This is a genomic window from Aurantimonas manganoxydans SI85-9A1 (assembly GCF_000153465.1).
Classification (GTDB): domain Bacteria; phylum Pseudomonadota; class Alphaproteobacteria; order Rhizobiales; family Rhizobiaceae; genus Aurantimonas; species Aurantimonas manganoxydans.
This window is the reverse complement of sequence record NZ_CH672387.1, coordinates 3,875,955-3,902,942: the sequence shown is the minus strand read 5'-3', so window position 1 is coordinate 3,902,942 and position 26,988 is coordinate 3,875,955. Positions and strand designations below refer to the sequence as shown.

31 protein-coding genes are annotated in these 26,988 nt (G+C 68.4%); 8 read left to right on the top strand and 23 right to left on the bottom strand.

The annotated features are described in order from the left end of the window. Positions 1 to 74: 74 nt before the first annotated feature. From SI859A1_RS18365 to SI859A1_RS18325, 9 genes are all read right to left on the bottom strand, one after another. The gene (locus tag SI859A1_RS18365; RefSeq protein WP_040326005.1) at positions 75 to 1,295 is read right to left on the bottom strand and encodes a YeeE/YedE family protein; all 1,221 of its coding nucleotides are present in this window, start codon (positions 1,293 to 1,295) and stop codon (positions 75 to 77) included. Between the two features lie 168 nt (positions 1,296 to 1,463). Beyond that, on the bottom strand, positions 1,464 to 2,276 hold the full coding sequence (locus SI859A1_RS18360; RefSeq protein ID WP_009211173.1) for a metallophosphoesterase family protein: 813 nt from the start codon (positions 2,274 to 2,276) through the stop codon (positions 1,464 to 1,466). Then, positions 2,273 to 3,064 (bottom strand): 4'-phosphopantetheinyl transferase family protein, encoded by a 792-nt coding sequence (locus tag SI859A1_RS18355; RefSeq protein WP_161600145.1) that lies wholly within the window; start codon positions 3,062 to 3,064, stop codon positions 2,273 to 2,275. Before SI859A1_RS18355 ends, SI859A1_RS18360 begins: the two co-directional genes overlap by 4 nt. A gap of 100 nt (positions 3,065 to 3,164) precedes the next feature. Next, the gene (locus SI859A1_RS18350; protein WP_009211171.1) at positions 3,165 to 3,737 is read right to left on the bottom strand and encodes an SH3 domain-containing protein; all 573 of its coding nucleotides are present in this window, start codon (positions 3,735 to 3,737) and stop codon (positions 3,165 to 3,167) included. Between the two features lie 121 nt (positions 3,738 to 3,858). Further along, positions 3,859 to 4,797 carry a glutathione synthase gene (gene gshB, locus SI859A1_RS18345; protein WP_009211170.1) on the bottom strand — a complete coding sequence of 313 codons (939 nt, stop codon included), beginning with the start codon at positions 4,795 to 4,797 and terminating at the stop codon, positions 3,859 to 3,861. Between the two features lie 115 nt (positions 4,798 to 4,912). Continuing rightward, on the bottom strand, positions 4,913 to 5,938 hold the full coding sequence (locus tag SI859A1_RS18340) for a glucokinase (RefSeq protein WP_040326004.1): 1,026 nt from the start codon (positions 5,936 to 5,938) through the stop codon (positions 4,913 to 4,915). 141 nt (positions 5,939 to 6,079) lie between these two features. After that, on the bottom strand, positions 6,080 to 7,075 hold the full coding sequence (gene mepA / locus SI859A1_RS18335) for a penicillin-insensitive murein endopeptidase (protein WP_009211168.1): 996 nt from the start codon (positions 7,073 to 7,075) through the stop codon (positions 6,080 to 6,082). Between the two features lie 145 nt (positions 7,076 to 7,220). Continuing rightward, positions 7,221 to 8,213, bottom strand: coding sequence for a Gfo/Idh/MocA family protein (locus SI859A1_RS18330; RefSeq protein ID WP_040326003.1), 993 nt, complete (start codon positions 8,211 to 8,213; stop codon positions 7,221 to 7,223). A gap of 85 nt (positions 8,214 to 8,298) precedes the next feature. Next, positions 8,299 to 9,300 carry an adenosine kinase gene (locus tag SI859A1_RS18325; RefSeq protein ID WP_009211166.1) on the bottom strand — a complete coding sequence of 334 codons (1,002 nt, stop codon included), beginning with the start codon at positions 9,298 to 9,300 and terminating at the stop codon, positions 8,299 to 8,301. A gap of 142 nt (positions 9,301 to 9,442) precedes the next feature. Between SI859A1_RS18325 and SI859A1_RS18320 the strand changes: the two genes are divergently transcribed. Continuing rightward, entirely contained in the window at positions 9,443 to 10,222 is a 780-nt protein-coding gene (locus SI859A1_RS18320; protein WP_009211165.1) for a sulfate transporter family protein, read from the top strand. Here the strand turns inward: SI859A1_RS18320 and nth are convergent. After that, positions 10,179 to 10,979, bottom strand: coding sequence for an endonuclease III (gene nth, locus SI859A1_RS18315; protein WP_081451440.1), 801 nt, complete (start codon positions 10,977 to 10,979; stop codon positions 10,179 to 10,181). The two genes, SI859A1_RS18320 and nth, sit on opposite strands and share 44 nt — an antisense overlap. 25 nt (positions 10,980 to 11,004) lie before the next feature. Between nth and SI859A1_RS18310 the strand changes: the two genes are divergently transcribed. The 3 genes from SI859A1_RS18310 to SI859A1_RS18300 all read left to right on the top strand — a co-directional run bounded on the left by SI859A1_RS18310 (position 11,005) and on the right by SI859A1_RS18300 (position 13,320). Next, a complete protein-coding gene (locus SI859A1_RS18310) occupies positions 11,005 to 11,514 on the top strand; it encodes a DUF2244 domain-containing protein (protein WP_009211163.1) in 510 nt (169 codons plus the stop codon). A gap of 91 nt (positions 11,515 to 11,605) precedes the next feature. Then, positions 11,606 to 12,526 (top strand): bifunctional helix-turn-helix domain-containing protein/methylated-DNA--[protein]-cysteine S-methyltransferase, encoded by a 921-nt coding sequence (locus SI859A1_RS18305; RefSeq protein ID WP_040326002.1) that lies wholly within the window; start codon positions 11,606 to 11,608, stop codon positions 12,524 to 12,526. 125 nt (positions 12,527 to 12,651) lie between these two features. Next, positions 12,652 to 13,320: an endonuclease III domain-containing protein gene (locus SI859A1_RS18300; RefSeq protein ID WP_040326741.1), complete on the top strand. Its 669-nt coding sequence runs from the start codon at positions 12,652 to 12,654 to the stop codon at positions 13,318 to 13,320. A 20-nt stretch (positions 13,321 to 13,340) separates the two neighbouring features. Here SI859A1_RS18300 and SI859A1_RS18295 read toward each other — a convergent pair whose 3' ends face one another. The 11 genes from SI859A1_RS18295 to rph all read right to left on the bottom strand — a co-directional run bounded on the left by SI859A1_RS18295 (position 13,341) and on the right by rph (position 22,026). Further along, positions 13,341 to 13,889, bottom strand: a complete 549-nt coding sequence (locus SI859A1_RS18295; RefSeq protein ID WP_009211160.1) for a formaldehyde-activating enzyme — start codon at positions 13,887 to 13,889, stop codon at positions 13,341 to 13,343. Between the two features lie 109 nt (positions 13,890 to 13,998). After that, complete coding sequence (locus tag SI859A1_RS18290) at positions 13,999 to 14,619, bottom strand: 2,3-bisphosphoglycerate-dependent phosphoglycerate mutase (RefSeq protein ID WP_009211159.1); 621 nt, start codon at positions 14,617 to 14,619, stop codon at positions 13,999 to 14,001. Positions 14,620 to 14,677: 58 nt separating this feature from the next. Continuing rightward, a complete protein-coding gene (gene dapB, locus SI859A1_RS18285; protein ID WP_009211158.1) occupies positions 14,678 to 15,487 on the bottom strand; it encodes a 4-hydroxy-tetrahydrodipicolinate reductase in 810 nt (269 codons plus the stop codon). Positions 15,488 to 15,519: 32 nt separating this feature from the next. Next, complete coding sequence (locus SI859A1_RS18280) at positions 15,520 to 17,337, bottom strand: ABC transporter ATP-binding protein (protein ID WP_040326739.1); 1,818 nt, start codon at positions 17,335 to 17,337, stop codon at positions 15,520 to 15,522. Between the two features lie 165 nt (positions 17,338 to 17,502). Next, a complete protein-coding gene (locus SI859A1_RS18275; RefSeq protein ID WP_009211156.1) occupies positions 17,503 to 17,886 on the bottom strand; it encodes a YraN family protein in 384 nt (127 codons plus the stop codon). Then, positions 17,883 to 18,782 carry a 16S rRNA (cytidine(1402)-2'-O)-methyltransferase gene (rsmI, locus tag SI859A1_RS18270; protein ID WP_040326001.1) on the bottom strand — a complete coding sequence of 300 codons (900 nt, stop codon included), beginning with the start codon at positions 18,780 to 18,782 and terminating at the stop codon, positions 17,883 to 17,885. Before rsmI ends, SI859A1_RS18275 begins: the two co-directional genes overlap by 4 nt. 15 nt (positions 18,783 to 18,797) lie before the next feature. Then, positions 18,798 to 19,124: a type II toxin-antitoxin system RelE/ParE family toxin gene (locus SI859A1_RS18265; RefSeq protein WP_040326000.1), complete on the bottom strand. Its 327-nt coding sequence runs from the start codon at positions 19,122 to 19,124 to the stop codon at positions 18,798 to 18,800. Continuing rightward, entirely contained in the window at positions 19,114 to 19,395 is a 282-nt protein-coding gene (locus SI859A1_RS18260; protein WP_040325999.1) for a ribbon-helix-helix domain-containing protein, read from the bottom strand. The genes SI859A1_RS18265 and SI859A1_RS18260 overlap by 11 nt, the downstream gene beginning before the upstream one ends. A gap of 71 nt (positions 19,396 to 19,466) precedes the next feature. Then, positions 19,467 to 20,663 carry a radical SAM family heme chaperone HemW gene (hemW, locus tag SI859A1_RS18255; RefSeq protein ID WP_009211153.1) on the bottom strand — a complete coding sequence of 399 codons (1,197 nt, stop codon included), beginning with the start codon at positions 20,661 to 20,663 and terminating at the stop codon, positions 19,467 to 19,469. Next, positions 20,660 to 21,304, bottom strand: coding sequence for an RdgB/HAM1 family non-canonical purine NTP pyrophosphatase (rdgB, locus tag SI859A1_RS18250; RefSeq protein ID WP_009211152.1), 645 nt, complete (start codon positions 21,302 to 21,304; stop codon positions 20,660 to 20,662). Before rdgB ends, hemW begins: the two co-directional genes overlap by 4 nt. Continuing rightward, entirely contained in the window at positions 21,301 to 22,026 is a 726-nt protein-coding gene (gene rph, locus SI859A1_RS18245; RefSeq protein ID WP_009211151.1) for a ribonuclease PH, read from the bottom strand. Before rph ends, rdgB begins: the two co-directional genes overlap by 4 nt. Before the next feature lie 238 nt (positions 22,027 to 22,264). Here rph and hrcA point away from each other — a divergent pair, with 238 nt between their 5' ends. The 3 genes from hrcA to SI859A1_RS18230 all read left to right on the top strand — a co-directional run bounded on the left by hrcA (position 22,265) and on the right by SI859A1_RS18230 (position 24,762). After that, on the top strand, positions 22,265 to 23,374 hold the full coding sequence (hrcA, locus tag SI859A1_RS18240; protein WP_009211150.1) for a heat-inducible transcriptional repressor HrcA: 1,110 nt from the start codon (positions 22,265 to 22,267) through the stop codon (positions 23,372 to 23,374). 120 nt (positions 23,375 to 23,494) lie between these two features. Next, positions 23,495 to 24,223: a nucleotide exchange factor GrpE gene (grpE, locus tag SI859A1_RS18235; RefSeq protein WP_009211149.1), complete on the top strand. Its 729-nt coding sequence runs from the start codon at positions 23,495 to 23,497 to the stop codon at positions 24,221 to 24,223. 80 nt (positions 24,224 to 24,303) lie between these two features. Beyond that, positions 24,304 to 24,762: a DUF411 domain-containing protein gene (locus tag SI859A1_RS18230; protein WP_040325998.1), complete on the top strand. Its 459-nt coding sequence runs from the start codon at positions 24,304 to 24,306 to the stop codon at positions 24,760 to 24,762. 55 nt (positions 24,763 to 24,817) lie between these two features. Here the strand turns inward: SI859A1_RS18230 and folD are convergent, their stop codons facing one another. After that, positions 24,818 to 25,738 (bottom strand): bifunctional methylenetetrahydrofolate dehydrogenase/methenyltetrahydrofolate cyclohydrolase FolD, encoded by a 921-nt coding sequence (folD, locus tag SI859A1_RS18225; RefSeq protein WP_009211147.1) that lies wholly within the window; start codon positions 25,736 to 25,738, stop codon positions 24,818 to 24,820. A 79-nt stretch (positions 25,739 to 25,817) separates the two neighbouring features. Next, positions 25,818 to 26,396 (bottom strand): NADPH-dependent FMN reductase, encoded by a 579-nt coding sequence (locus tag SI859A1_RS18220; protein ID WP_009211146.1) that lies wholly within the window; start codon positions 26,394 to 26,396, stop codon positions 25,818 to 25,820. Positions 26,397 to 26,492: 96 nt separating this feature from the next. On the opposite strand from SI859A1_RS18220, the gene SI859A1_RS18215 reads away from it, so the two are divergent. After that, positions 26,493 to 26,870: a winged helix-turn-helix transcriptional regulator gene (locus tag SI859A1_RS18215; protein ID WP_009211145.1), complete on the top strand. Its 378-nt coding sequence runs from the start codon at positions 26,493 to 26,495 to the stop codon at positions 26,868 to 26,870. The last annotated feature ends 118 nt before the right edge of the window (positions 26,871 to 26,988 follow it).

Below are 26,988 nucleotides of genomic sequence, written 5' to 3'. Positions count from 1 at the left end.
CGACAACCACACAAAAAGGCCGCCGCGAGGGGATCGCGACGGCCTTTCGAAAGGTCTGTGGATGGTGAGTGCGGTCAGGCGTCCTTGGTGACGTGCGGCCGTTCGCCGACGAAGAAGAACGGCCGCAGGCGCACGCCGAGAACCGAGCCGGCATAGGCGGCGACCAGCCACAGCCAGCCATGCAGGCTGCCCGAGGCGATGCCGCCGAAATACGCGCCGATATTGCAGCCGAAAGCGATTCGCGCGCCATAGCCCAGCATCAGTCCGCCGATCGCCGCGGCCAGGATGGAGCGCAGCGGAATGGCGAAGTTCGGCGCCAGCCGGCCGGCGAGGGCCGCGGCGAGGAGGGCGCCGAGGATGATGCCAATATTCATCACCGAAGTGATGTCGGCGAAGATGCTGGAGGACAGCGCCGCCGCATTGCCCGGCTGCTGCCAGTAGAACCAGGCGGACGGATCGATACCGCCGAGCTCCGACAGCTTGGCGCCCCACAGCGCGAAGGCCGAAGTGATGCCCCAGGGGCGCCCGGCCAGCGCCAGCGTGACGAAGTTGAGCAGCGCCAGCGCGATGGCGCCGGCGACCAGCGGCCACGGCCCGCGGGCAAAGCGCGCCAGACCGTGGCGCTTCGGTGCGTCGGCCTGCTCCAGCCTGCCATGGCGGCGCTTTTCGACGAGGATCGTCACCGCCGCGATGGCCGCGAAGACGGCGAAGGACAGGACGATGCCCAGCGGCGCGCCGACGCTTTCGACGACCGAGACCGGTTCAAAGGCCGGCAGCGCCATCCACCAGTCGAAATGGATCGTCGCCAGCAGCGAGCCGATGATGAAGAAGGCCAGCGTGATCAGCATGCGGGCATTGCCGCCGCCAGCGGTGTAGAGCGTGCCGGAGGCGCAGCCGCCGCCCAGCTGCATGCCGATGCCGAAGATGAACGCCCCGACCAGCACCGAGGTACCGACCGGCGAGACGAAGCCCGAGACCTCCTGGCCGAACAAGCTGCCGGCGGCCAGCGCCGGGAAGAACAGCGCGACGACGATGGCCAGCATCACCATCTGGGCGCGCAGGCCCCGGCCGCGACCGTCGCGGATGAAGTTGCGCCAGGCCGAGGTGAAGCCGAAGGCGGCATGGTAGAGGACGAGGCCGAAGGCGCCGCCGACGACGAAGAGCGCGGCAATGCGCGAGCTCTGGCCGAAGCCGAGCCCCAGCGCGCCGATGAGGGCGAGGCCGAGCGCGACCCAGGCGGCCGGGCTCACGGCGCCGCTGCCGGGGGCGCGGCTTGCCATGGTGATCTGCGACATGGATGTCTCCGTGGAAATGCAAGCTGTTGCGACGACAGATAGGCGCGGGGTGCGGGGCCGACGACGCACAGCATGCTCCGCCCGGCAGCGGGAGGCGAAGATTGTTCCCCGCAAGCGCCGATCCGCGCCAAGCGCGTTACCAGGCGCCGCAAGGCTTTCGTGAGCCGGCTACATCCGGATGCGGCGCAGCGCGTCGGCCGGTTCGCGGCGACCGCGCCATTGCTTGGGATAGCCGAAGGAGACCTCCTCGAAGGCGACGCCGTCGATGGTCCTGGACGAGGGCATGTGCAGATGGCCGGAGATCACGGCGCGGGCGTTGTAGCGGGTGTGCCAGTCTTCGGTGCGGGTGGTGCCGCACCAGATCGAGAACCGCGGAATGCGCGGCAGGCGGGCCAGATCACGGCGCAGCGGCCAGTGATTGACGAGGATATTAGGCACGCCGTCGTCGAGCCCGTCGAGGCGGGCCGCGGTCGCCGACACGCGAGCCGCACACCAGGCGCTGCGGCTGGCGTGAGGGTCGGCCGGCAGGAACTGCTCATCGGAGCAGACCGGCCCGCCCTCGCGGGCCCAGGCGACGGCGTCCTCGTGGGCGACATCGGAGGGCCGGAAGGAATAGTCGTAGAGCAGGAACATCGGCACGATGCGCACGTCCTGTCCGTCGATGGCGACGACCGGATAAGCGTCCTCGGGCGTCAGCACGCCGCGGGCCCGGCAGCGCTCGACGAAGTGGTGATAGCGCGCCTCGCCGCGCAGCGGCACGCCCTCGGTGGCCACGGCCCAGAGTTCGTGATTGCCCGGCACCCAGACGATTTGCCGGTATTTCGGCTGGAGGACGTCGAGGGCCAGATCCAGATGGCGCTCGGTCTCGCCGACGTCGCCGGCCAGAATCAGCCAATCCTCCGGATGCGCGGCGATCTCGTGGATCGCCTCGCGATTGGCCGGGTGACCGAGATGCAGGTCGGCGACGGCGAAGAGCTTCACGATGCGCCGTCCGTGGCATCGATATCGGTAACGGAGCCCGACAGCGGGACGGTGCGCAGGACCCGCACGGCGTTGATCCGGTCCGGCGGCGAGGCCGCGAAGGCCAGGCGGTGATCCTGCGAGACGCGCCGGCGCAGGAAGGCCCAGCGGGCCGGATCGTCCTGGCAGCCTTCATGGAAGGCGATGGTCGGCCGGTCGGTGGCGTCGTCGAGGGCGAAGGAGAAGCCGTCCAGCGGCAAGGCCAGCCCCATGCCGCGGGCCTTGATATAGGCTTCCTTCAGGGTCCAGACCGCGAAGAAGCGCTCGGCCAGCGCCGGGCCGGTCGCCGCGCGCACCCATTCGGCTTCGGTCGGCGAGAAATAGCGCCCGGCCAGATCGAAGGTGGCGCTTTCCCGGCCGACCGCCTCCACGTCGATGCCGATCTCGCAGCCCCTGGAGACGGCCAGTGCGACGAGGCCGCGCGTATGGGAGAGGTTGAACACGAGGCCACCGGCCGCCTCGCCGACGATCGAGGGCCGGCCATGGCGGTTGGTCTCGAAGCGCCAGTCGGCGGGCGCGACGTCGCGGTAACGCGACAGGGTGGTGCGGACCAGCGCCCGGCCGACCAGGAACTCGTCGCGGGCGCCGGCCACCTTGTAGCGGTCGTGGCGCTCGGTCTCATGCGGGTCGAGAAGCCCGCGATAGGCGGCGCGCTCGCTCTCGCCGATATCGGTCAGGAAGGTCAGCCAGATGGCGACCCCGTTCTCCGGCAGGTCAGCGGCGCTTTTGATGGGATCGATCGGTGGCAAGGCGGTCCTCGGCGGCATGGCGGCCCGGTTTCACAGCCGCAAAAGCATCGAGGCGCGGGGGGGCGCCCGCGCCTCGATCATCGTTCAATGTGGGGAGGCCTCAGTCCACCCGGTAGAGGGGCACCGGCCGTTCGTCGCGACGCTCGCGGCGTTCCTCGCGATAATCGCGGCGATCGTCCCGCCGGTCCTCGCGGAATTCGCGCCGGTCTTCGCGGAAGTCCCGGCGGGCATCACGCCGGTCGTCACGGCGATCGAAGTCGCGGCGGTGGCGGCCCCGGCGATCGTCGTAGCGGTCACGATCGCGATAGAAATTGCGGCCGCGATAATGGTCGTCCCAGTAGCGGCCGATCGAGAAGGAGATGACCGGGGCGTCCATCCGGTCGACATAGCGCGGGCCGGTATAGCGGCGCTCGCGGGCGTCGGCGAGATAGTTGGATGACATCCAGCCGCGCTGGCCGTCATAGCCGACATCGCACCAGGCGCGGGTGTCGAGGCAACCGAAGACGCGGACCCGGTCGCCGGCGCCGACGACGTTGACGGCGGGATAGGAGGTCGACGGTCCGGCGCGCAGATTGACGTCGGTGGTGGCGATCGCACGCGACTGCGCCTGTGCGCTCGCCGGCAGCGTGATGGCGCTCGCGACCGCGAGCGCTGCAAAGAGCATCTTGTTCATGGCGTTCCCTCGGACTGAGCCGGAACCTCTCCGGTTCTCTTGCTGCAGTAAGCCACAGTCAGTCCGAACGGTTCCCGAACGAACCTGTTATCCGGCGTTCATCTTCCGTAGCGGCAACAGGTCAGCGCTTCGCCTCGATCGCGTCCCACAGGACCGCCGCGATATCGGCGCCGCCGAAGCGCTTCACCTCGCGGATGCCAGTCGGGGAGGTGACATTGATCTCGGTCAGGAGATCGCCGATCACATCGATGCCGACGAAGATCAGGCCGCGCTCGCGCAGCGCCGGTCCGATGCGCTCGCAGATCTCGCGTTCGCGGGGTGTCAGCTCGGTCGGCGTCGCCTGGCCGCCGACATGCATGTTGGAACGGGTGTCGGTCTCGGCCGGCACGCGGTTGATCGCACCGGCGAACTCGCCGTCGACCAGGATGATCCGTTTGTCGCCCTTGCGCACGTCCTTCAGATAGCGCTGCACGATGAACGGCTCGCGGAACAGAAGGCCGAAGGTCTCCAGGAAGGAGGTCAGGTTGCGGTCGTCCGGGGTGATGTGGAAGACGCCGGCGCCGCCATTGCCGTAGAGCGGCTTCATGACGATGTCGCCGAATTCGGCGCGGAAGGCCATGACCTCTTCCGGGTCCTTGGTGATCAGCGTCTCCGGCATCAGGTCGGCGAATTCGGTGACGAAGATCTTCTCCGGCGCGTTGCGCACCGAGGTCGGGTCGTTGACGACCAGCGTCTTCGGGTGGATGCGGTCGAGAATATGGGTCGAGGTAATGTAGGCCATGTCGAAGGGCGGGTCCTGGCGCAGGAGGACGACGTCCATCTCGGCCAGATCGACCTTTTCCTGGGGCCCGAGGCTGAAATGATTGCCCTCTTCCTCGCGCAGTTCCAGCGCCTCGCCGCGGGCCGTGGCACGGCCGTCGCGCAGCGACAGCCGGTCGGGCGTGTAGTGGAACAGGCTGTGGCCGCGGTTCTGCGCTTCCAGGCAGAGGGCGAAGGTGGAATCGCCCTTGATCGAGATCGAGGAGACATGGTCCATCTGGACCGCGACTTTGAGCGCCATGGGGTTTCCTTCGCCTGGGAACGGGTACGACCGCGCTGCGACGTAGCGCCGAGCGGCGGCATGCGCAATGGCAATGGACGGATCGCCTCCCGCAAGACCCCGGGCGGGGCCCTGGTCAGGCGACCCAGCGGCGTCCGGTGGTCTCCAGCCCGAAGAAGCGCGGCGTGCGCGCAAAGGCGGCGAGGCCGGCCAGCGCGGCCAGCGGCTCGGTCACCACGAAGAGCGGGATCTCGCGCATCAGCGCGCTGTGCGGAGCCTTGTCCTCGAAGGCGGCGCGGACCTGGTCGGCCTTCAGGATCGGGATGATGCGCTGGAAGATGCCGCCGGCGATATAGACGCCGCCGCGGGCCATGAAGAGAAGCGCGATGTCGCCGGCGACGCGGCCGAGATAGGTGGCGAAAAGGTCGACGGCTTCGGCCGAGGGCACGTCCTTGCGGTTGACGGCGGCCTCGGTGATCTCGGCGGGCGAGCTGTGGACCGGGTCGACGCCGTCGGCGGCGCAGATCGCCTCGTAGAGATTGACGAGGCCGCGGCCGCACAGGACCTGTTCGCCCGACACCCGTCCCTCGATGGTCTTCAGATGCGGCCAGATCGCGTAGTCGCGGGGCGTGCGCGGGCCGAGATCGATATGGCCGCCTTCGCCGGCGACCGGGATCCACATGCTGCGGGCGCGCACCAGCCCGGCGACGCCGAGGCCGGTGCCGGGGCCGAGCACGGCGCGGCTGGCGCCTTCATGGACGGTGCCGCCGCCGATCTGCGAGCGCGAGGCATCCCCCAGCGCGGAGATCGCCAGCGCCTGCGCTTCGAAATCGTTGAGGACGATGACCTCCTCGATCCCGAGTTCCGCCAGCATCTTGCGCGGCCGCACCACCCAGGGGCAGTTGGTCAGGTCGATCTCGTCGCCGTCCACCGGGCCGGCGACCGCCAGAACCGCCGATTTCGGCTGGATGGAGGTCTTGTCCAGAACCGTCGCCTGGATGGCGTCGTCGATCGTCTCGAAATCGGCGGTCTGGATCACCGGGAACGGCTTGGGATCGGCGAAGGCGTCGACCAGCAGGGAAAAGCGCGCATTGGTGCCGCCGATATCGCCGATCAGGATCGGAAATTTCAACGCGTCGTTTTCGTCGCGCTTGCCTGCCATGGGAATGCCCGCTTCAATCGATTCGTATGATTGCCACATAGGCCATTGCCGTGACGAAGGCAAAACGCCGATCCGCCGCATGCGCCGGCGTCGGCCCGTCCCACGTGGCCGGCAGCGGCCCGTAGGACGGACCGATGCGGTTCAGCGGATCGGTCGGTTGGTCGGGATCGGAATCCGCACTTCGGGTGCATAGCCCAGCGCCCCGGCCGGGGCGGCCATGCTGGCAGCCACCACGCCGCTGCCGTCGAAGAGGGCCGGTGCGTTGGCGACCTGGCGGCAGGCGTTGGGCATGTCGGCCAGCATCATCGGCGGCTTCGGCTTGGCCGGCTTGCCGCCGGGCTTGGGCGGCTGCAGCGCCACGTCGAACCACCAGTCGAGGTCGCCGCAGCCATCGCCGCTGCCGGTGGCGCGCTGCTCGGTGCAGCCGGGCGAGCCGGGCTGGCAGAACAGCCGCACGTGAAAATGTTCGTGATGGCCGTAATAGGGGCGGACCTTGTTCAGCCAGGCGCGCTCGCGCCCCGTGGTCTCGCACAGCTTCTTCTTGATGCCCGGATGAACGAAGATGCGCTGCACCCTGGGGTCCTCGGCGGCCATCCGGATGAGGTCGCGATAGTTCGAGGTCCAGACCCGGTCGTCGACCTGGAAGGTGCCGGGCTTCAGCACCGAGCGGAACGGAAAGTCCTCGCGGGCCTCCGGCGTCAGCCGGCGGGCCGGCATCGGCTGCAGCCAGATGTCGGCATCGAGGCCGATCTGGTGCGAGGCATGGCCGGACGGCATCGGGCCGCCGCGGGCCTGCGAGATGTCGCCGACGAGAAGGCCGGGCCAGACGCCGCGCGCCGCCGCCTCACGGGAGAGACGCTCGAGGAAGTCGATGGTGTTGGGGTGGCCGTAGCGGCGATCGCGCGACAGGCGCATCGCCTGCCATGTCGGGCCATCGGCGGGCAGCTGCGCCGCGCCGGCGAGACAGCCCTTGGAATAGAAGCCGTAGCTGGCCGAGGGCAGCGCCGCCGCCGCATGCTGGCTGCCAAAGATCTGCTTGGCGGTCGGCTCGGCCGCGGCGGCCGTGCATGCCATCATCGCCGCGACCAGAAGCGCGCCCGCCGCCGTGCGTGTCCGCGTCTTGCCCGTTGCCGTCATCAGCCTCGTCTTCCCCCGTCGTCGCGTCCGCGAGCCTATCGGGCGCAGGTGGACCGAGGCTTGCAGGAAGAATCCGGGCGCGGCGAGACGCCTGCCCGGATCATCGTGCGAAGACTGACGCAGGCTTATGCCGTTTTCGTGGCCGTCAGCCGGAAACCGCGACCCAGTCGCCGGTCCGGCCGGCCTCGAACAGGGCGTCGATCGCCGCCTGGTTGCGGCGGCTGGATTCCAGCGAGAACAGTTCGATACCCTTGCCGGCGATCGCGTCGGCAAAGCTCTCCACCTGCAGCCGGTACTGGTCGATGCCGGGGAAGCGGAAGGTCTCGGTATGGCGGTGCGTGCGGTCGTGCAGGAACACCTTGTCGCCGTCATAGAGGCTGGCGTTGAACGGCGCGGCGAGCTCGATGAAGCCGTCCTGGCCGTGGAAAACGATGCCCTGCCGGTTGGCCATGCGGGTGCCCAGATACACGCTCATCTCGAAGTCGCCGAAATCCACCGTGCCGGTGACGAAGGAATCGGTGCCGAACTCGGCATCCGTGACCACCTTGGCGCGCACCCGCACCGGTTCCATGCCGGTCGCGAAGCGGCTGGTGACCATGGGATAGACGCCGATGTCGCGCAGTGCGCCGCCGCCCAGCTCGGGCCGGTTGCGCATGTTGGCGGCGTCGACATTGTAGTAGCTGAAGGCCGCCTCGATATGCACCAGCCGGCCGATCGCGCCGTCGGCGATCAGCTGCTGCACCTTGGCCCATTGCGGGTGATAGGTGACCATGAAGGCCTCGGACACCGTGACGCCGGCCGCCTTCGCCGCATCCGCGATCGCCGCGATCTCCGCGGCGGTCATACCCATCGGCTTTTCGCACAGGACGTGCTTGCCGGCCTCGATCGCTTTCAGCGTCCATTCGGCGTGCTGGGACGTCGGCAACGGGACGTAGATCACGTCGACCTCGTCGGAGGCGAGGAGCTCGTTGTAGCTGCCATAGGCGCGCGGGATGCTGAACATCTCGGCGACTTCGCGTGCCCGCTCCACGTCACGGCTGGCGATCGCCGCCAGCCGGCCATTGGTCGCCTTGGCGATCGCGGGCATCACATGTTCCCGCCCGATCTTGGCGGTGGACAGAATTCCCCATCTGAGCATGCCGGTTCCCCCTCTGTGGTCGTTCGTCGTCATTGTCCTTGCCGCGACCGGCCGCCCCTCGCCAGGCGGCCGGCCACAGGTCTTGTCAGCCGTTCAGGACGGCCTTCACGGCGTCCAGCTCGGTCAGCGGCAGCTGCGGCCGCGGGCCGATCTGGCCGATGATGTGGCCGGCCGACGCGACGCCGAGCCGTGCCGACTTCTCGTGGTCCAGGCCCATCGTATAGCCGCGCAGGAAGCCGGCGGCGAAGAGGTCGCCCGCACCGGTCGCGTCGACCACCTTGTCGATCGCCGTGGCCGGCACCGCGATCCGCTGGTCGCCTTCGGCCACGATACAGCCCTTCTCGCTGCGGGTGACCGCGGCGAAGCGCTTGACGTCCTTGGCCAGCGCGTCGATCGCCGCGTCCATGTCCTCGGTCTCGTAGAGCGCCTTGGCCTCGGCCTCGTTGGCGAAGACGATGTCGACCGTGCCCGAGCGGATCAGGTCGAGGAATTCGGCGCGGTAGCGATGCACGCAGAAGGAATCCGACAGGGTCATGGCGACCTCGCGGCCGTTCTCATGGGCGATCTTCGCGGCGGCGACGATGGCCTCCTTGGCGCGGGGCGGATCCCACAGATAGCCTTCGAAATAGGTGACCTTGGCGGCGGCCACGAGCGAAGCGTCGATGTCCTGCGGCCCGAGCTCGGTGCAGGCGCCGAGGAAGGTGCTCATCGAGCGCTCGCCATCCGGCGTGACCAGGACCATGCAGCGCGCCGTCGGCGGCGTGGTGTCGAGCGGCGTGGTGTCGAACTTGACGCCCAGCGCGCGGATGTCGTGGGTGAAGATCCGGCCGAGCTGGTCGTTGGCGACCTTGCCGATATAGGCGCCCGTGCCGCCGAGGCTGACCAGCCCGGCGATGGTGTTGCCGGCGCTGCCGCCCGAGGTCTCTGTGCCCGGACCCATGGCGTCGTAGAGATGCTCGGCGCGTTCGGCGTCGATCAGCGTCATGCCGGCCTTCTGCACGCCTTCGCGTTCCAGAAAGGCGTCGTCGGCCCGCGCGATGATGTCGACGATCGCATTGCCGATCGTCAGAACGTCGTATTCTGCCATGGTCCATCCTGTCGTTGAAGCGTGCCGTCTGGTTAACCCGCGGGGGCCGAAATGGCCAGAGCGGCGGGATCGCGGGGCGCTGTCACCCGCGTTGTCAGGGCTCGTCGGCATCCCTATCTCGGCATGACGGAAAGGACGCCCGATGATCTTCACTGCCGCCCGGCTTGCGCTCGCCGACATCTTCTCGCCGCCGTTCCGGGCAGCCCTGTGGAAGACACTTGGGCTGACGGCCGTGGTGCTCGTGGCGCTCTGGTTCGGCATCGGCGCCATCGCCGAGATCTTCGCCGTGCCGTTCCTGTCCAACCTCTTCCCGAATGATCTGAGCTGGCTCGATCAGGCCGGCACGCTCGCCGGCTGGGCCGCCGGCCTGCTCCTGGCGGTGCTGCTGGCCTTCCTGATCGGCCCGATCAGCGCGGTCATCGCCAGCCTGTTCCTCGACGACGTCGCGGTGGTGGTCGAGCGCGAGAGCTACCCCGATGCCCCGACCGGCACGGCGATGGCCTTCCTGCCGGGGCTCGTCCTGTCGGTGAAGTTCTTCGGCGTCGTCATCCTCGGCAATCTGCTGGCGCTGGTGCTGCTGCTCGTGCCCGGCGTCAACATCGCCGCCTTCTTCCTGGTCAACGGCTATCTGCTCGGCCGCGAATATTTCGAGTTCGCGGCCATGCGCTACCGGTCGGAAGACGAGGCCAAGGCGATCCGTTCGCGCCATGGCGGCACGGTGTTCATGGCCGGCCTCTTGATCGCCGGCTTCCTGGCGATCCCGATCGTCAATCTGCTGACGCCGCTCTTTGCGGCAGCGCTGATGGTGCATCTGCACCAGCGCATCGCGGCGAAGGCCGGCGGCCTGCCGATCCAGGCGGACCGGACCGCGCGCCGCGTCAGGGGATCGGATGCAGCGGCGCCGGAACGTCGTTCGTCTTGATCTCGGCCTTGCAGAGATCGGCGATGACGCAGGCCTCGCAGTCCGGCTTGCGCGCCTTGCAGACATAGCGGCCGTGCAGGATCAGCCAGTGATGGGCATGGCGGCGGTAGGGCTGCGGGATGATCCGCAGCAGGCCCTGTTCCACCGCCTCGGGCGTTGCGCCGGGCGCCAGCTTCAACCGGTTGCCGATCCGGAAGATGTGGGTGTCGACGGCCAGCGTCTCCTCGCCGAAGGCGACGTTGAGGACGACGCTGGCGGTCTTGCGGCCGACGCCGGGCAGGGCCTCTAGCGCGGCGCGGTCGCCGGGCACCTCCCCGCCATGCTGCGCCACCAGCGTCTCGGCGAGGGCGGCGACGTTCTTTGCCTTGTTGCGATAGAGCCCGATGGTGCGGATATGCTCGCGGATCGCATCCTCGCCCAGCGCCGCCATGGCGGCTGCATTGTCGGCGACGCGAAACAGTTCGCGCGTTGCCTTGTTGACGCCGGCATCGGTCGCCTGCGCCGACAGGACGACGGCGACCAGTAGCGTGAACGGATTGGTGTAGGCGAGCTCTGACACGGGCTCGGGCCGCTGCACCGAGAAGCGCCGGAAGATCTCGGTGATCTCCTCTTGCGAATAGGGAATCTTCACGCGGCGCGGCCGGGCCGGGCGACGCGTCGCCGCCTTGGCCGGACGCTTGGCACTGGCCGTGCGCGGCGGTGCGTCGCTTTTGCCGCGCTTGACCCCTTGGCCGGATGGTCCAATCTTGTCGCTCATCGTTGCCCTATAGCGAGACGACGCCGTGACTGACAATCGCGATGGCACAGGTCAGGCCGACGCCGCGTCGGAACGGCCGATCTTCGAGGCCTTGCTGACGCCCTACCGCTCGCTCGGCCGGCGCGGCTTCAACATCCTCATGGCCTTTGTCGGCGGGGTCAGCCTCGTCACCGGCATCGCCTTCGTCGCCAAGGGCGCCTGGCCGGTCTTCGGCTTCTTCGGCGTCGACGTGCTGCTGATCTGGTGGGCGTTTCGCGCCAGCTACCGCTCGGCCAGGGCACGCGAACTGGTCACCGTGTCCCGGACCGACCTGGCGATCCGCAAGATCTCGCCGCGCGGCGAGGTCCGCGAGACCCATCACAACCCGTTCTGGGCACGGTTCAAGGTGGACCGGCATGACGAGATCGGCATCACCCGGATGAGCGTCGATTCCAAGACCGCCTCCACCGAGATCGGCGGGTTTCTCAATCCCGACGACCGCGAGAGCTTCGCGCGCGAATTCAACCGCGCGCTGCTGACCGCCAAGGGCCGCTGACCGGCTGGCGTCTCCATGTTGCCGATTGTCGGAAAACGGGTGGCGGACGCCGCCCGTGGAGGCGATGATCGGCCAGCAAGGGAGAATTGCCATGTTGTCGATCGCACCCGACACGGTCCGAACCGACCCCGTCGTGATCACGCCATCCGCCAGCCAGGAGAGCCTCGGCGATTACGAGACGGTCCGCCGCGCCATCGAGTTCATCTCGACCCATTACAGCGAGCAGCCGAGCCTCGGCGAGATTGCTGCCGCGCTCGGCCGTTCGGAAGAGGCGCTGACCGCCGTGTTCCGCCGCTGGGCCGGGCTGACGCCGAAGGCCTTCCTGCAGGCCGTCACCATGGACCATGCCCGCCGCCTGCTTGACGGCGGGGCGTCGCTGCTGGACGCCGCCTTCGAGGTGGGCCTGTCCGGCCCGTCGCGGCTGCACGACCTCTTCGTCAAGCACGAAGCCCAGTCGCCGGGCGCCTACAAGGCCAAGGGCGCGGGCATCGCCTTCGACTACGGTTTTCACGCCACGCCCTTCGGCCTGGCGCTGGTCGTGGCCACCGAACGGGGCCTCGCCGGCATCGGCTTTGCCGAACCCGGCGACGGCGGCGAGGCGGCGGCGCTGGACGACATGCGCCGGCGCTGGCCGAAGGCGAGTTTCCGGCTGGCGCCCGACCGGACCGCGTCGCTCGCCCGGCGCATCTTCGAGCCCGGCCATTGGCAGAGCGAGCGGCCGTTGCGGGTGGTGCTGATCGGGACGGATTTCGAGATCCGGGTCTGGGAAACGCTGCTGACGATCCCCGTGGGACAGGCGACCACCTATGCCAGCGTCGCCGGGCGCATCGGTGCGCCGAAGGCGGCCCGGGCCGTCGGGGCGGCGGTCGGGCGCAACCCGATCTCCTTCGTCGTGCCGTGCCACCGGGTGGTCGGCAAGTCCGGGGCTCTCACCGGCTATCACTGGGGCATCACCCGCAAGCGGGCGATGCTCGGCTGGGAAAGCGGACTTCTGGCCCGCGACAACGGATGACATGCGGCTTGCCCCGGCGAGGACCCGTGCCGGGGCAAGCGGTCGCATTCGCAGACTTGCACACAGCCCTATCTGAGCTCCCCGATCAGGGGAGGACGAGGCCGGTGGCCGGACGGATGAGCGACATGGCGGTTCTGCCTGAGGCGGCAGTGGAGACGGTGTTCCAGCGCCTCGCCGCCGAGATGCCGGGGCGCACGGCGACGGCCAAGGGGCCGAAGGACCAGCCCGATCCGTTCCGCTCGCTTGTCTCCTGCGTCCTCTCGGCCCAGAGCCTCGACCGCAACACGGCCGCGGCGGCCGAGGCGCTGTTTGCGATGGCCACGACGCCGCAGGCGATGCTGGTGCTCGGCGAGGAGGCGATCGCCCGTGCGATCAGGCCCTGCGGTCTCTACAACATGAAGGCGCGCAATCTGACGCGGCTCTGCCAGGCATTGCTTCAGACCCATGGCGGGGTCGTCCCGCAGGATCGGGCCGGGCTGATGGCGCTGCCGGGCGTCGGGCGCAAATGCGCCGACATCGTCCTCAGCTTCACCTTCGGACAGGACGTCATCGCCGTCGACACTCATGTCCACCGGGTCGCCAACCGCATCGGCCTGACGGCGGCGCGCGGGGCCGACGCCACCGCCGACCAGCTCGCCGCCCGCGCCCCGGACTGGGCGCAGGGCGACGGGCATTTCTGGCTGATCCAGTTCGGCAAGGCGGTCTGCGTGGCGCGCAGACCCCGCTGCGAGGCCTGCATGCTCACCGATCTCTGCCTCTGGTTCACCGCCAACCGGGACGTCGCCGCCTCCTGAGCGGCGGTCGCGTGGCGGGCTCAGATCTTACCGTCGAGACCCATCTGGTAGTATTTGTGGACGATGTTGTCCTGGTTCTCCAGGAGCCAGTCGATCGAGGGCTCGTTCGCCATCGCCTTGCGGATCGCCTGGGTCATGCCCTTGCGATGGATGTCGAACAGCACCTTGTGGTCGAGATCCGGCACGTCGACGATGGTCGGGGCGAGCCACACCGAGCAGATGATGCCAAGGTCGTTGACCCGGTCCTTCGGCAGGATGCCCTCGCGCACGGCGTCGAGCACGCCATTGGCGATGGCGAACTGCACCGTGCCCATCAGGATGTTGGTGTATTTGGGATCGTCGACGGTGACCTTCGACACGCAAAGCGTGACGGGGCGGACCATGATGTCGGTGTTCAGCAGGGCGAAGACGCGGCTGTGGCCCTTCACCTGGTCGCCGGTGAGGGTGGCGAGCGCGGTGCCAACCGGCCCGTCGAGCTCGCCGATCACGACTTCCGGTTCGGCGGCGGTGCCCGGAGGGCCGCCGGCGACAAGGGCTTCGCCGCTGCGCAGGACGATACGGTCGGTCATGATGGCATTCTCTCGCTGGTTTCCGGCGCCCGCTGCGGCCTAGCAGCTTCCGCCGGCGCACTCAAACCCGCGCCGACGGGGCGCGGGCTCGAGCGAAACCGGAGCGCCGTCAGCCTTCGAGGACGGTCTTCTCGGCGACACTGGTATCGGCGTTGAGCCGGTAGACGATCGGCACACCGGTGGCGATCTCCTGGCCGACGATCTCCTCGCCGGTCAGCCCGTCCAGCGCCATCACCATGGCGCGCAGCGAATTGCCGTGGGCGGCGACCAGCACCGTGCCGTCGTTCATCACCTTCGGCAGGATGTCGTGGATGTAATAGGGCCAGACGCGGGCGCCGGTGTCCTTCAGGCTCTCCCCGCCCGGCGGCGGCACGTCGTAGGAGCGGCGCCAGATATGCACCTGCTCCTCGCCCCATTTGGCGCGGGCGTCGTCCTTGTTGAGGCCGGACAGGTCGCCATAGTCGCGCTCGTTGAGGGCGACGTGGCGGATCGTCTCGAGGTCCGGCTGGCCGAGTTCGTCGAGCGCCAGCGTCAGCGTGCGCTGGGCGCGGGAGAGTTCGCTGGTGAAGGCGATGTCGAAGGTCAGGCCCGCGGCCTTCAGGCGGCGCCCGGCATCCATGGCTTCCTCGACGCCCTTCTCGGTCAGGTCGGGGTCCTTCCAGCCGGTGAAGAGGTTCTTGAGGTTCCAGTCGCTCTGGCCGTGGCGGACGAGGACGAGGGTTCTGGACATCGCGGCGGACCTTTCATGTGGGTCGGATGAAGCGTGCGGGGCGGGCGGGCGCCAGCCGTCAGAGGCCGAGGACGTCGGCCATGGTGTAGAGGCCGGGCGCGCGGTCCTTTGCCCAGAGGGCGGCGCGGACGGCGCCGCGGGCGAAGATCGCCCGGTCGGTGGCCAGATGCGAGATCTCGATGCGCTCACCTTCGCCGGCCAGGATCACCGAATGCTCGCCGGTGACCGAGCCGCCGCGCAGCGTGGCGAAGCCGATCGTGCCTTCGGGGCGCGGCCCGGTATGGCCGTCGCGCACCCGCACGCTTTTGTCGGCGAGCGAGATGCCGCGACCCTTCGCGGCGGCCTCACCGAGGAGCAGGGCGGTGCCGGATGGTGCATCCACCTTGTGCTTGTGGTGCATTTCCAGGATCTCGATGTCGAAGGCGTCGGGGCCGAGCGCCCGGGCAGCCTTCTCGACGAGGCCGGCGAGCAGATTGACGCCGAGGCTCATATTGCCGGATTTGACGATCGGCGTGCGCTCGGCGCTGGCCGCGATCGCCGCGTCCTGATCGGTCGAGCAGCCGGTGGTGCCGACGACATGGACCAGCGAGCCGCTCGCGGCGCGTTCGGCCATGGCGACGGAAGCCGCCGGCGCGGTGAAGTCGATGATGCCGTCGGCGCCGGCGAGGGCCGCATCGATATCGTCGGTGATGAGGACCCCCGAGGTCCCGATGCCGGCGAGGAGCCCCGCATCCTGGCCGATCGCCTCCGAGCCCTCGCGTTCGACCGCGCCGGACAGGACGGCGCCTTCGGTCTCGCTGATCACGGTGACCAGCGTGCGGCCCATACGACCGGCGGCGCCCAGGACGACCAGCTTCATCGGTGCCATCGCGTCTCTCCCTCGTTGCGCGGCCTGGCGCGTCAGCCCCGCACGGATGCGGCGATTTCCTCGGGCCGCGTTGCCGTACCGCTGCGGCGATCGCTCGACTGCAGGCCGTGGAACCGGGCATAGAGGCCGTCGCGGCGTCCGACAAGTTCCTCGTGGCTGCCGCGCTCGACGATCTCGCCGCCATCGACGACGAGAATCTGGTCGGCGCCGACGATGGTCGACAGGCGGTGCGCGACGACGAGGACGGTGCGGTTCTTCATCGCCTCGTCCAGCGCCGCCTGCACCAGGGTCTCGGAGCGCGTGTCGAGGGCCGAGGTGGCCTCGTCGAGAAGCAGGATGGGCGCGTTGCGCACCAGCGCCCGGGCGATCGACAGGCGCTGGCGCTGGCCGCCCGACAGCGAGATGCCGTTTTCGCCGAGCGGCGTGTCGTAGCCCTGGGGCTGGGCGAGGATGAACTCCTCGGCCTGCGCCTGCCGCGCGGCCTCGGCGATCTCATCGTCGGTCGCATCGGGGCGGCCGAGGCGGATGTTCTCGCGGATCGTGCCCTCGAAGAGATACGGCGTCTGCGGGACATAGGCGATCTGCGCGCGCAGCGAGGCTGTCGCGACGTCGCGGATGTCCTGGCCGTCGATGCGGATGGCGCCCTCCGACACGTCGTAGAAGCGCTGCAGCAGCGAGATCAAGGTGGACTTGCCGCCGCCCGACGCGCCGATCAGTGCGGTGGTGCGGCCCGGCCGGGCGGTGAAGCTCATGCCCTTCAGGACGGGTTCGCCCGGATGATAGCCGAAGCCGACATTCTCGAAGACGATCTCCGCCCGGTCGACCTTCAGCGCCGGCGCGCCCGGCTTGTCGGCCTGGCCCGGCTTCAGATCGAGGATCTCGTAGATCATCTGGGCGTTGACCAGCGCCCGCTCGAGTTGCACCTGCAGCTTGGCGAGACGGCGGGCCGGATCATAGGCGAGCAGCAGCGCCGTGATGAACGCGAACATGGCGCCCGGCGAGTAGCCGTAGACGATGGCGCGGTAGCCCGAATAGGCGATCACCCCGGCGATCGCGAGGCCGGCGACGATCTCGGTGACCGGCGTGGTGCGCTCGGTGATGACGGCGATGCGGTTGGAGCGTTCCTCGGCGCCGAGGATCAGCGTCTCGATGCGTGCGCGCAGCGGCTTTTCCATGGTGAAGGCCTTCACCACGGTGATGCCCTGTGCCGCCTCCTGGATCGAGCCGAGCACCCGCGCATTGAGATCGATCGACTGGCGGGTGACCACCCGCAGTTTGCGGGCCAGAATGCCGATCATCAGGGCGATCGGCGGGCCGGCGATCAGGGCGATCATCGACAGCAGCGGGTCCTGGTAGATCATCACGAAGACCAGGAAGATCAGCGTCAGCAGATCGCGGGCGATCGAGGTGACCGTCAGGTTCAGCGTGTCGCGGATGCCGGCGACATTCTGGTTGATCCGGGCGGCGAGATGCGCCGAGCGGTTCTCGCCGAAGAAGTCCACCGACAGGGCCATCAGATGGGCGAACAGCCGGCGCTGGTAGCGCGCGACGATGTGGTTGCCGATGCGGGCGAGGATCACGCCCTGGCCGTAGGTGGCAAGGCCGCGCGTGGCGAAGGCCAGGAAGACGACGATCGGCAGCGTGACGATGGCGGCGCGGTTCTGGTTGACGAAGATGTCGTCGATCACGCTGCGCATGATCCAGGCCAGAAACGCCGTCGAGGCCGCGACCAGCACGAGGCAGACGATCGCCATCACGTACTGGCGCAGGAACTGCCGGCCGTTCTCCTGGATGATCCGCTTCAGGAGCCGCAGCACGAGACCGCGCTCGCCCGGCTCCTTCAGGGACATCCGCTTCTTCGTCGTCACGCCGGCGGCCTGCCCGGCTGTCGTTTTCTTGCTCATCGCGACGTCCTATAGAGGCTCATGCGCCCGGTGCCTATCGGGGCCGGGCGGGCGCCGCGTCGGAAATCCGCCGGCACTGGCCGATCGGCAACGGTCGGGATGCCTGCGAGCCTAGCCGCGACCCTGCCACGCGCCGGTGACATGGACCGGCCAGCGCCATGGCAGCACGGCGACGATATCGAAGCGGCGCGAGAGCCGGGCGAAATCGGTCCGGCGCCCGATCCACAGATCGGCCGCGGCCTCGATCCGGCGCTGGGTCTGCGGGCCGACCGCGTCCATCGCCTCGGCGAGCGTCGCGCGGGCCTTCACCTCGACGAAGGCGACGAGATCGCCGCGCCGGGCGATCAGGTCGATCTCGCCGGCTTTCGTGCGGTGCCGGACGGCGAGGATGCGGTAGCCCTTCAGGCGCAGCGCCATGGCCGCCAGCCACTCGCCGCGATGACCCTTGCGAAAGCCATGCCGACGCCGGGCGCGCGCCGCGTCCGCAGAGGTCACTGCCGGCCCTTGAGGGCGAGGGCGCGCTGGTAGAGGTCGCGTCGCCCGAGGCCGGTCAGCCGGGCCGCTTCCTGCGCCGCTTTGGTCGGCTTCATCTCCGCCAGCAGACCCGACAGGATCGCGTCGGCATCGGCCTCGCTCGCCACCGGCGGCGCGTCGGGCGGCGCGATGCAGACGACGATCTCGCCGCGCACGCGTTCCATGCCCGCGAACTCTGCGGCGAGGTCGCCCAGCGTGCCGCGATAGATAGTCTCGTACGCCTTGGTCAGTTCGCGGCAGACGGCGGCCTGACGCGCGCCGAGGGCCTGGTCCATGGCCGCGAGGCTGTCGGCGATCCGGTGCGGGGCCTCGAAGAAGACCAGCGTGCCGGGAATGCGGGCGAGTTCTTCCAGCCGCTGCGCGCGCGCCTGCTCCTTCTGCGGCAGGAAGCCGGCAAAGAAGAAGGCGTCGGACGGCAGGCCCGAGGCGAGCAGCGCGGCGAGGGCCGCCGAGGCGCCGGGGATCGGCACGACGGGAATCCTGGCCGCAATCGCCTCCTGGACGATCCGGTAGCCAGGGTCCGACACCAGCGGTGTTCCGGCGTCCGAGACCAGCGCCACCGACAGGCCGGCCTGCAGATCGGCGAGGAGCGCGGCGCTGGCATCTTCGGCATTGTGCTCGTGATAGGCGAACATCCGGCGCTCGATGCCGAAGCGATGCAGCAGCTTGGCGGTGACGCGCGTATCCTCGCAGGCGAGGCGATCGGCTCCCGCGATGAGTTCCAGCCCGCGCAGGGTCACGTCGCCGAGATTGCCGATTGGCGTCGCCACCAGATAGAGGCCCGGCTCCGGCTTCGGCGCCGTATGCGCCACATCGCGGATGCGATAGCGGCGGGCGGGCTCGTCAGTCTGTGTCATTCGCACGCAACTTTGTCAGAGAGGTTCGAGGCTGTCTTCGCGCAGATCGCCGTCGAAGTCGCGTCCCGCATAGAAAATCCGCAGGATAACGATGTGATCGTGCTCGATCCGATAAGCGAGGAGAAGGGTACGGTCGATCGCAAGCGTCCTGATCCCAGCCGCAAGATCGTCTCGTCGTCTGCCACTGTCCGGAAACCGCGAAAGCCGTTCAACCGCGTTTTCGACGCGTTCGACGCGTTCGACGAGATGCCGGGCACCTGACGGGCTGTGGAGGGCGACGAAGTCGTCGATGGCATCGAGATCCTCTTCCGCAAGCGGATGAAACCGGATCTCAGGCCGCATCCGGGCCCGTTCGCTTGGCCCTCGCGCCTTGCTTGTCGCGCAAACGATCGAAGACATCGCGGGCAGGGCGGGACGGTCGGGGATCGTCGAGAGCGAGTTCGATCCCGGCCTTTACAACCGCGTCCCGTCCTGCGGCCTCGCGATCCAGCGCCCGAAGTCCGGCGCGGATCACGTCGCTGGCATCGGAGAGATCGCCGCTTTCAAGATGCGCGTCGAGGCTCGCACGCTGCTGGCCCAGATCGACCAGAACCGGAGTGTTGTTGCGCGTCATCGTCAGGCGCTCCTGCTGATAGCGACGCGATTTTATCGCCGACCGGTTGTGCTGTCGACCGTGATGCTCGCTCAAGCGAGGTCGGCGACCACCGCGTCGAGGACGAGCATGCCGGCAGGCGTTGCCCGCAGCCGGTCGGGACCGAGGCGTTCCACCATGCCGTGGGCCATCAGGTCCGCCTCGCTGACCGGATCGAGGTCGCGGCCGGTCAGCTTGCGCCAGCGCTTCAGGTCGATGCCCTCGGTCAGGCGCAAGCCCATCAGCAGCAATTCGTCGGCCTGCTCGGTCGGGCTCAGCAAGTCATCGACCACCGCCCCGCTGTCCCAGGATTCGACCATCTTCAGCCAGGTTTCCGGCAGCGGTTCGTTGGAGATGGCGTGGCGCCCGCCCGGACCCATCAGCCGGCCATGGGCGCCGGGGCCGACACCGGCATAGAGGCCGTAGCGCCAGTAGGTCAGGTTGTGGCGGGACTCGGCGCCGGGGACGGCGTGGTTGGAGATCTCGTAGGCCGGTAGGCCGCGTTCGGCGGTAATCCGCTGGGTGGATTCGTAGAGGTCGGCCGACAGATCCCCATCCGGCACGATCAGCTTGCCTGCCTTGTGCAGGGCGTAGAAGGGCGTGCCCTCCTCGATGGTAAGCTGGTAGAGCGACAGATGATCGGCGGCCAGATCGATCGCCTGGTTCAGCTCGCTCTCCCAGGCCGCGACGGTCTGGTCGGGCCGGGCATAGATCAGGTCGAAGGACAGGCGCGGGAAGATCTCGCGGGCAAGGCCGATGGCGTGCAGCGCCTGGTCGACGCTGTGCAGCCGGCCCAGCAGCCGAAGGTCGCGATCGTTCAGCGCCTGCACGCCGAGCGACACCCGGTTGACGCCGGCCTCGCGATAGCCACGGAACCGCTCCGCCTCGACGCTCGACGGATTGGCCTCCAGCGTGATCTCGGCGCCGTCGGCGATCGTCCAGTTGGCGGCCACGGCATCGAGGATCCGGCGGACCGTCGCCGGCTCCATCAGCGACGGCGTACCACCGCCGAGGAAGATCGAGGTGACCGTCTCGCCCGCCGAGCGGCGGGCCATCTCGGCCAGTTCCCGCTCGAAGGCCGCCGCATAGCGCTCCTGGTCCACCGGCTTGTGCCGGACATGACTGTTGAAGTCGCAATACGGGCATTTGGCCGCGCAGAACGGCCAATGCACATAGACGCCGAACCCCGGCGCGCGCGATTGCGGCTCGAAGGCAAGGACGTCACGGCCTGGGCGGGAATGGATCGTCATTCGACTCCGAGTGCGTCGCGCGCGAATTTCTGGAAGGCCCGCGCCCGGTGCGACATGGCGGTCGGCTGGCCGGGCTTCCAGGCGTGTTTTTCCGCCGACATCATCTCGCCGAAGGTCCGGTCGCTGCCGTCGGGCAGGAAGATCGGATCGTAGCCGAAGCCGAGCTCGCCGCGCGGCGGCCAGACGATGGTCCCCTCGACCTCGCCCCGGAAGAGATGCGTGCCGCCGGCCGGATCCGCAAGGCACAGAACCGCGACGAATTTCGCCCGGCGCTGCTCCGGCGTCGTGGCGCCGGCCGCCTGCAGCTTCTCCTCGACATTGCGCATCGCCATGGCGAAATCGCGATCCGGTCCGCCCCAGCGCGCCGAATAGATGCCGGGATCGCCGTTCAGCGCGTCGATGGCGATACCGGAATCGTCCGACAGCGACACGAGGCCGGTGGCGCGCATGGCGGCCAGCGCCTTGAGCTCGGCATTGGCCTCGAAGGTCGTGCCGGTCTCCTCGGGATCCTCGAGGCCCTTGTCCTTCGCCGAGGTCACCTCGAAGCCGAAGGGCTCCATCAGCTCGCGGATTTCCCAGATTTTTCCGATATTGTGGCTGGCAACGAGAAGCGGGCCGTCCTTCGGGTCGAGACGTGTCATTGCGCGGCCTCGATGGCCTGGCGCTGCATGCCGACGAGATCGTTGATCCCCTTGCGGGCGAGATCGAGGAGCTTGAGGAACTCGTCCTGCGAAAACGGCGTGCCCTCGGCGGTGCCCTGGATCTCGACGATGCCGCCGGCGCCGGTCATGACGAAATTGGCGTCGGTCTCGGCGGCGGAATCTTCCGGGTAGTCGAGATCGAGCACCGGCTCGCCCTTGTAGATGCCGCAGGAGATCGCCGCGACGTGGTCCTTCAGCACCTTGGCCGGATCGACCATGGCGCGCTGGCCCATCCAGGCGAGGCAGTCGGCCAGTGCCACGTAGCCGCCGGTGATCGCCGCCGTGCGGGTGCCGCCATCGGCCTGGATGACGTCGCAATCCACGGTGATCTGGCGCTCGCCCAGGGCCTGCAGGTCGACGACGGCGCGCAGGCTGCGGCCGACGAGACGCTGGATTTCCTGGGTACGGCCCGACTGCTTGCCGGACGCCGCCTCGCGGCGCATCCGGTCGCCCGTGGCGCGCGGCAGCATGCCGTATTCGGCCGTCACCCAGCCCTTGCCGGAGTTCTTCAGCCAGCCCGGCACGCGCTCTTCAAGGCTCGCCGTGCACAGGACATGGGTGTCGCCGAACCGGACGAGGCACGAGCCTTCGGCGTGACGGGAGTAGTTCCGCTCGAGGCTGACGGGCCGCAATTCGTCGAAGGCGCGTTTGGATGGCCGCATGATGAGGTCCTGACAATCGGTCCTGGAGAAGGGAATAGATGCTTCGGGTTGCGCCGGGCTTGTATCGGCGATGACCCGGCGGATCAAAGATTTTCGCGTCGCCGTCATGGCGGGGCGCCGCGCGATGGCGGAAGATCGGCCGGAAACACGCCTGCGCGGAGGGCTATCGCGGCCGGACGGCTTGGCGAGGGCCCGTGCATTCCCTATAGTCCGGTCATGCGGGAAACGATGCGACGCCATGACTGAATTCCGTTTGCCTGTCAGCGATTTGGCTTCCGGAGCACTGCCGCTGGACGAGCGCTCGCGGGAGATCTTCCGGCTGATCGTCGAGAGCTATCTCGATATCGGCGAGCCGGTGGGCTCGCGCATGCTGTCGCGGCTCCTGACCAACGCGCTGTCGCCGGCCTCGATCCGCAACGTGATGAGCGATCTGGAAGCGCTCGGCCTGATCTATGCGCCGCATGTCAGCGCCGGACGCATGCCGACCGAACTGGGCCTGCGCTTCTTCGTTGACGCCTTTCTGGAGGTTGGCGATCTAGGCTCGTCCGAGCGCGAGGAGATCGAGGAGAAAGTGCGCGTGTCGGGCGACGGCCGCCCGTTCGAATCGCTTCTGACCGAGGCGAGCCAGCTCCTGTCCGGCCTGTCGCGCGGCGCCGGCATCGTACTGACCTCAAAGGCCGATCTGCGCCTCAAGCATATCGAGTTCATCCGGCTGGAGCCCACACGGGCGCTGGCGGTGCTGGTCGGCGCCAATGGCGAGGTGGAGAACCGCATTCTCGACCTGCCGGCCGGCGTCACCGCCTCGCAGCTTGTCGAGGCCGGAAACTTCCTCAACGCCCATATCGTCGGCCGCACGCTGGGCGAGGCGAGCGAGGAGATCGCCCGGCTGAAGGACAACACGTCCAGTGCCCTCGACCTCCTGTCGCGCCAGCTCGTCGAAAAGGGGCTGGCGGTCTGGTCCGGCGCCTCGGCCGACCAGCCGGCGCGGCTGATCGTGCGTGGTCGCGCAAATCTCCTGGAGAACGTCACCGCCTCCGAGGACATCGAACGGCTGCGCCTGCTCTTCGACGATCTGGAGACCAAGAGCGGCATCATCGAACTTCTCGGCCTTGCCGAGAAGGGCAATGGCGTGCGGATCTTCATCGGGTCGGAGAACAAGCTGTTCTCGCTGTCCGGATCCTCGCTGGTGGTCGCCCCATATCAGGGCGGCGGCGAGAGCGTCATCGGCGCGGTCGGCGTGATCGGCCCGACCCGGCTCAACTACAAGCGCATCGTGCCGATGGTGGACTACACCGCGCGCATCGTATCGCGGCTTCTGACCTCCGGCGCGGCCGCCCGCGAGGCTTGATTTTCCGTCCCGTCAATTCGATATGCGGCGCGACAACGATTTTACGCCGCGCTGCGCGGTTCGCGTGGGGACCCCCACCGCGGACTTGTGCAGCCAGGCCCCGACACGAGGTGATGACGCATGAGCGATACCGGCAAGCGCGAACACGACGAAGCCCGCAACCGGGCATCTGACCCGGCCGCCCGCGATCGCGCCGACCCGGCGAGCGAGGCCGAGGCGCGGCGTGCGGCGGCCAATGCCAATGCCGAGGGCAGCGGCTATGCGGACGCCGCCAGCGGCTTTGCCGACGCCGATGCGGCGGCCAGCGCTGATGCCGAGCGCATCGCCGCGCTGGAAGCCGAGAACGCCGACGTCAAGGATCGCCTGCTGCGGCTGGCCGCTGACATGGAGAACCTGCGTCGGCGGACCGAGCGCGAGGTCAAAGATGCGCGCACCTACGCGGTGACCGGCTTTGCCCGCGAGATCCTGTCGGTCGCCGACAATCTGCGCCGCGCGCTGGAAGCCGTGCCGGCCGAAGCCAAGGCCGATGGCGAGGGTGGTCTGGCCGGTCTCATCGACGGCGTCGAGGTGACCGAGCGGTCGCTGATCAGCACGCTGGAGAAGCACGGCGTCAGGAAGCTCGACCCGGAAGGCCAGCGCTTCGATCCGAACTTCCATCAGGCGATGTTCGAGATCCCGAACACCGAAGTGCCGAACGGCACCGTCCTGCAGGTCGTGCAGGCGGGCTATGCCATTGGCGAGCGCGTGCTGCGCCCGGCCATGGTCGGCGTGTCCAAGGGCGGGCCGAAGGCTTCTGCCGCCAAGGCCGAGGCGGACGCCGCTCCGCAGGACGTCGGCGACACCATCTGATCGCCACAAAGCCCGCCGACGCTTTTCCGTATCGTAGGGACCAACCCGCGATACGGATGTCAGGCAAGGACAGGCGACTTATGACGAAGACCATCCTCCCGCTCGCGGTATCGGCCGGACTGCTCGTGCTGGGCACGTTGGCGGCCAAGGCCGATCATGCCGACCGGCACATGTCGGTCTGGAAGTCGCCGACCTGCGGCTGCTGCGAGGCCTGGACGGACATTGCCCGCGCGCATGGCTTTGACGTCACCGTCACGAACACCGATGAACTGACCCCGATCAAGCGTGCGGCGAAGGTGCCGGCGGCGATGGAAGGGTGCCACACGGCCAGGATCGACGGCTATGTCATCGAGGGCCATGTGCCGATGGATGCGATCGACCGGCTCCTCGCCGAGCGTCCCGCCCTGGCCGGCCTGTCGGCACCGGGCATGCCGATGGGCTCGCCCGGCATGGGCGACGACCCGGACGCCCGCTACGACGTCTACGGCTTCGGTGGCAAAGGCGGTCCGTCCGTCTATCAGGCTGTCGGCGCCCGCTGACCGGCCACCAATTTCAGACAGGATAGGGAGTCGCGCCTGATCCAGGTGGCCCGGCTCAGAAGCGCGGCGGCGTGCGACCGGCGGCGCGGCAGGCTGCCACCAGCGTGTTGGCCATCAGCATGGCGATGGTCATCGGCCCGACGCCGCCCGGCACCGGCGTGATCGCCGCGGCCTTCTGCGAGGCGGCCTCGAACGCCACATCGCCCACCAGCCGGGTCTTCACCGAGCCGTCGGGGTTGTTGCCCTTCTCGGGCGCGTCGATCCGGTTGATGCCGACATCGATGACCACGGCACCCTCCTTCACATAGTCCGCGCCGATCATCTCCGGCCGGCCGACGGCCGCGACCAGGATATCCGCGTTCCGGCAGAGGGCGGGCAGGTCCTTGGTGCGCGAATGGGCGATGGTCACGGTGGCGTTGGCAGCCAGAAGAAGCTGCGCCATCGGCTTGCCGACGATGTTGGAGCGGCCGACGATCACCGCGTTGAGGCCCGACAGATCGTCGCCGAGAACGTCGCGGATCAGGATCATCGAGCCAGCCGGCGTGCAGGGCACGAAGGCTTCGTCGATCGCGCCGGTGGACAGCCGCCCGACATTGACGAGGTGGAAGCCGTCGACGTCCTTGTCGGCGTCGATCGCCTGGATCACCTTGCCCTCGTCGATCTGCGGCGGCAGCGGCAGTTGGACGAGAATGCCGTGGATGTCGGGATCGGCGTTGAGCTCGGCGATCAGGTCGAGCAGCGCCGCTTCGGACGTGTCGGCGTCGAGCACGTGCTTGACCGACTTGAAGCCGCATTCGACCGCGCGCTTGGCCTTGGAGCCGACATAGACCTGACTGGCCGGGTCTTCGCCGACGATCACCACGGCCAGTCCGGGTTGGAGGCCCGTCTCGGCGGTCAGGGACGACGTCGCCGCCGTGACCTCCTCGATGATCCGCGCCGCGCGCGCCTTGCCGTCGATCCGCCGTGCCTCGGCCATGGTGCCGTATCCTTCCTGTCCGCGGTGCCGTCAGCGTCTCTTATGGCAGAAGGCCGCCGCGGTGAAAGGGGCCGTGCCTCTAGTTCGGACCGGGCTGCGCCGTGGTGCGTGGCTCCGAGGTGCGGGCGATCCAGCCGGCAAAGCGGTCGATCCAGCTGTTGAGAAAGCTCCGGGTCGCCTCGTCGGTGACGTTGTTATCGGCGTCGAAGGCGTCGGCCTTGTAGCTGTAGTAGACCTCCGGCTGGCCCATCAGGACCATGTCGACGACGGTCAGGAGACCCTTGAGTGCGTTCTGGCCGACAGCCGAACCAATCGCGCCGGGGCTGGTGCCGATCACGGCCGCTGGCTTGGCCTCCCAGGAATTCTGACCCCAGGGACGCGTTCCCCAGTCTATGGCGTTCTTAATCGCGGGAGTGAAGGAGCGATTGTATTCGGGCGTCACGAACAGCACCGCATCGGCTGCCTCGACCTCGCTCTTCATGCGCAGCACGGATGCCGGGGCGTCGTCCCAGAGGTCCTCATTGTAGAGCGGCAGGTCACCGATCTCGACGAAACGGAATGTCAGGCGATCGCCGGCGAGCCGGCCGAGGCTTTCGGCGAATTTGCGGTTGATGGAGGCGCGACGCAGCGAGCCGACGAGGACGGCGACGGTGGGCATGAAAGGAGCCTTTCGTTTACAAACGTGACTGGATCACCATTTGATACCCGAATGGATTCACGCAAGATCGCACCTGGACGAGCCTGAGGCACCTCAATGAAACCGCCCCACGATTCCGGTCGCTGCCGACAAGCGAATGAAGTGATCTCGCTGGTCGGCGACAAATGGAGCGTTCACATCGTCATGCTTCTGGGCACTGGGCGGAAGCGCTTCATGGAGATCAAGCGCGCCGTGGACGGAATTTCCCAGAAGATGCTCACCATCACCCTGCGGGGGCTGGAGCGCGACGGTTATGTCACCCGCACAGCCTACCCGACGATCCCGCCGAAGGTTGAGTACGAGCTGACCGATCTCGGTCGCGAATTGCTGGTGCCCCTCGATGCGCTGGGGTCATGGGCTCTGGCGAACCACGCGAGGGTTGTGGCGGCACGGGCGGCCTACGACGGGCGGGGGCTGCCGCAAGCGGCAGAATAGCCAACCCCCGGATGGGCAGTTCGGGGCGGGTGCGCCTCATGCCGATGGGACGACGCGCTACGCGCCCCGGGCGGTTCGGTTTCATTTCGCGCAGCGCGTTAACCGGCCCGCCGAACCT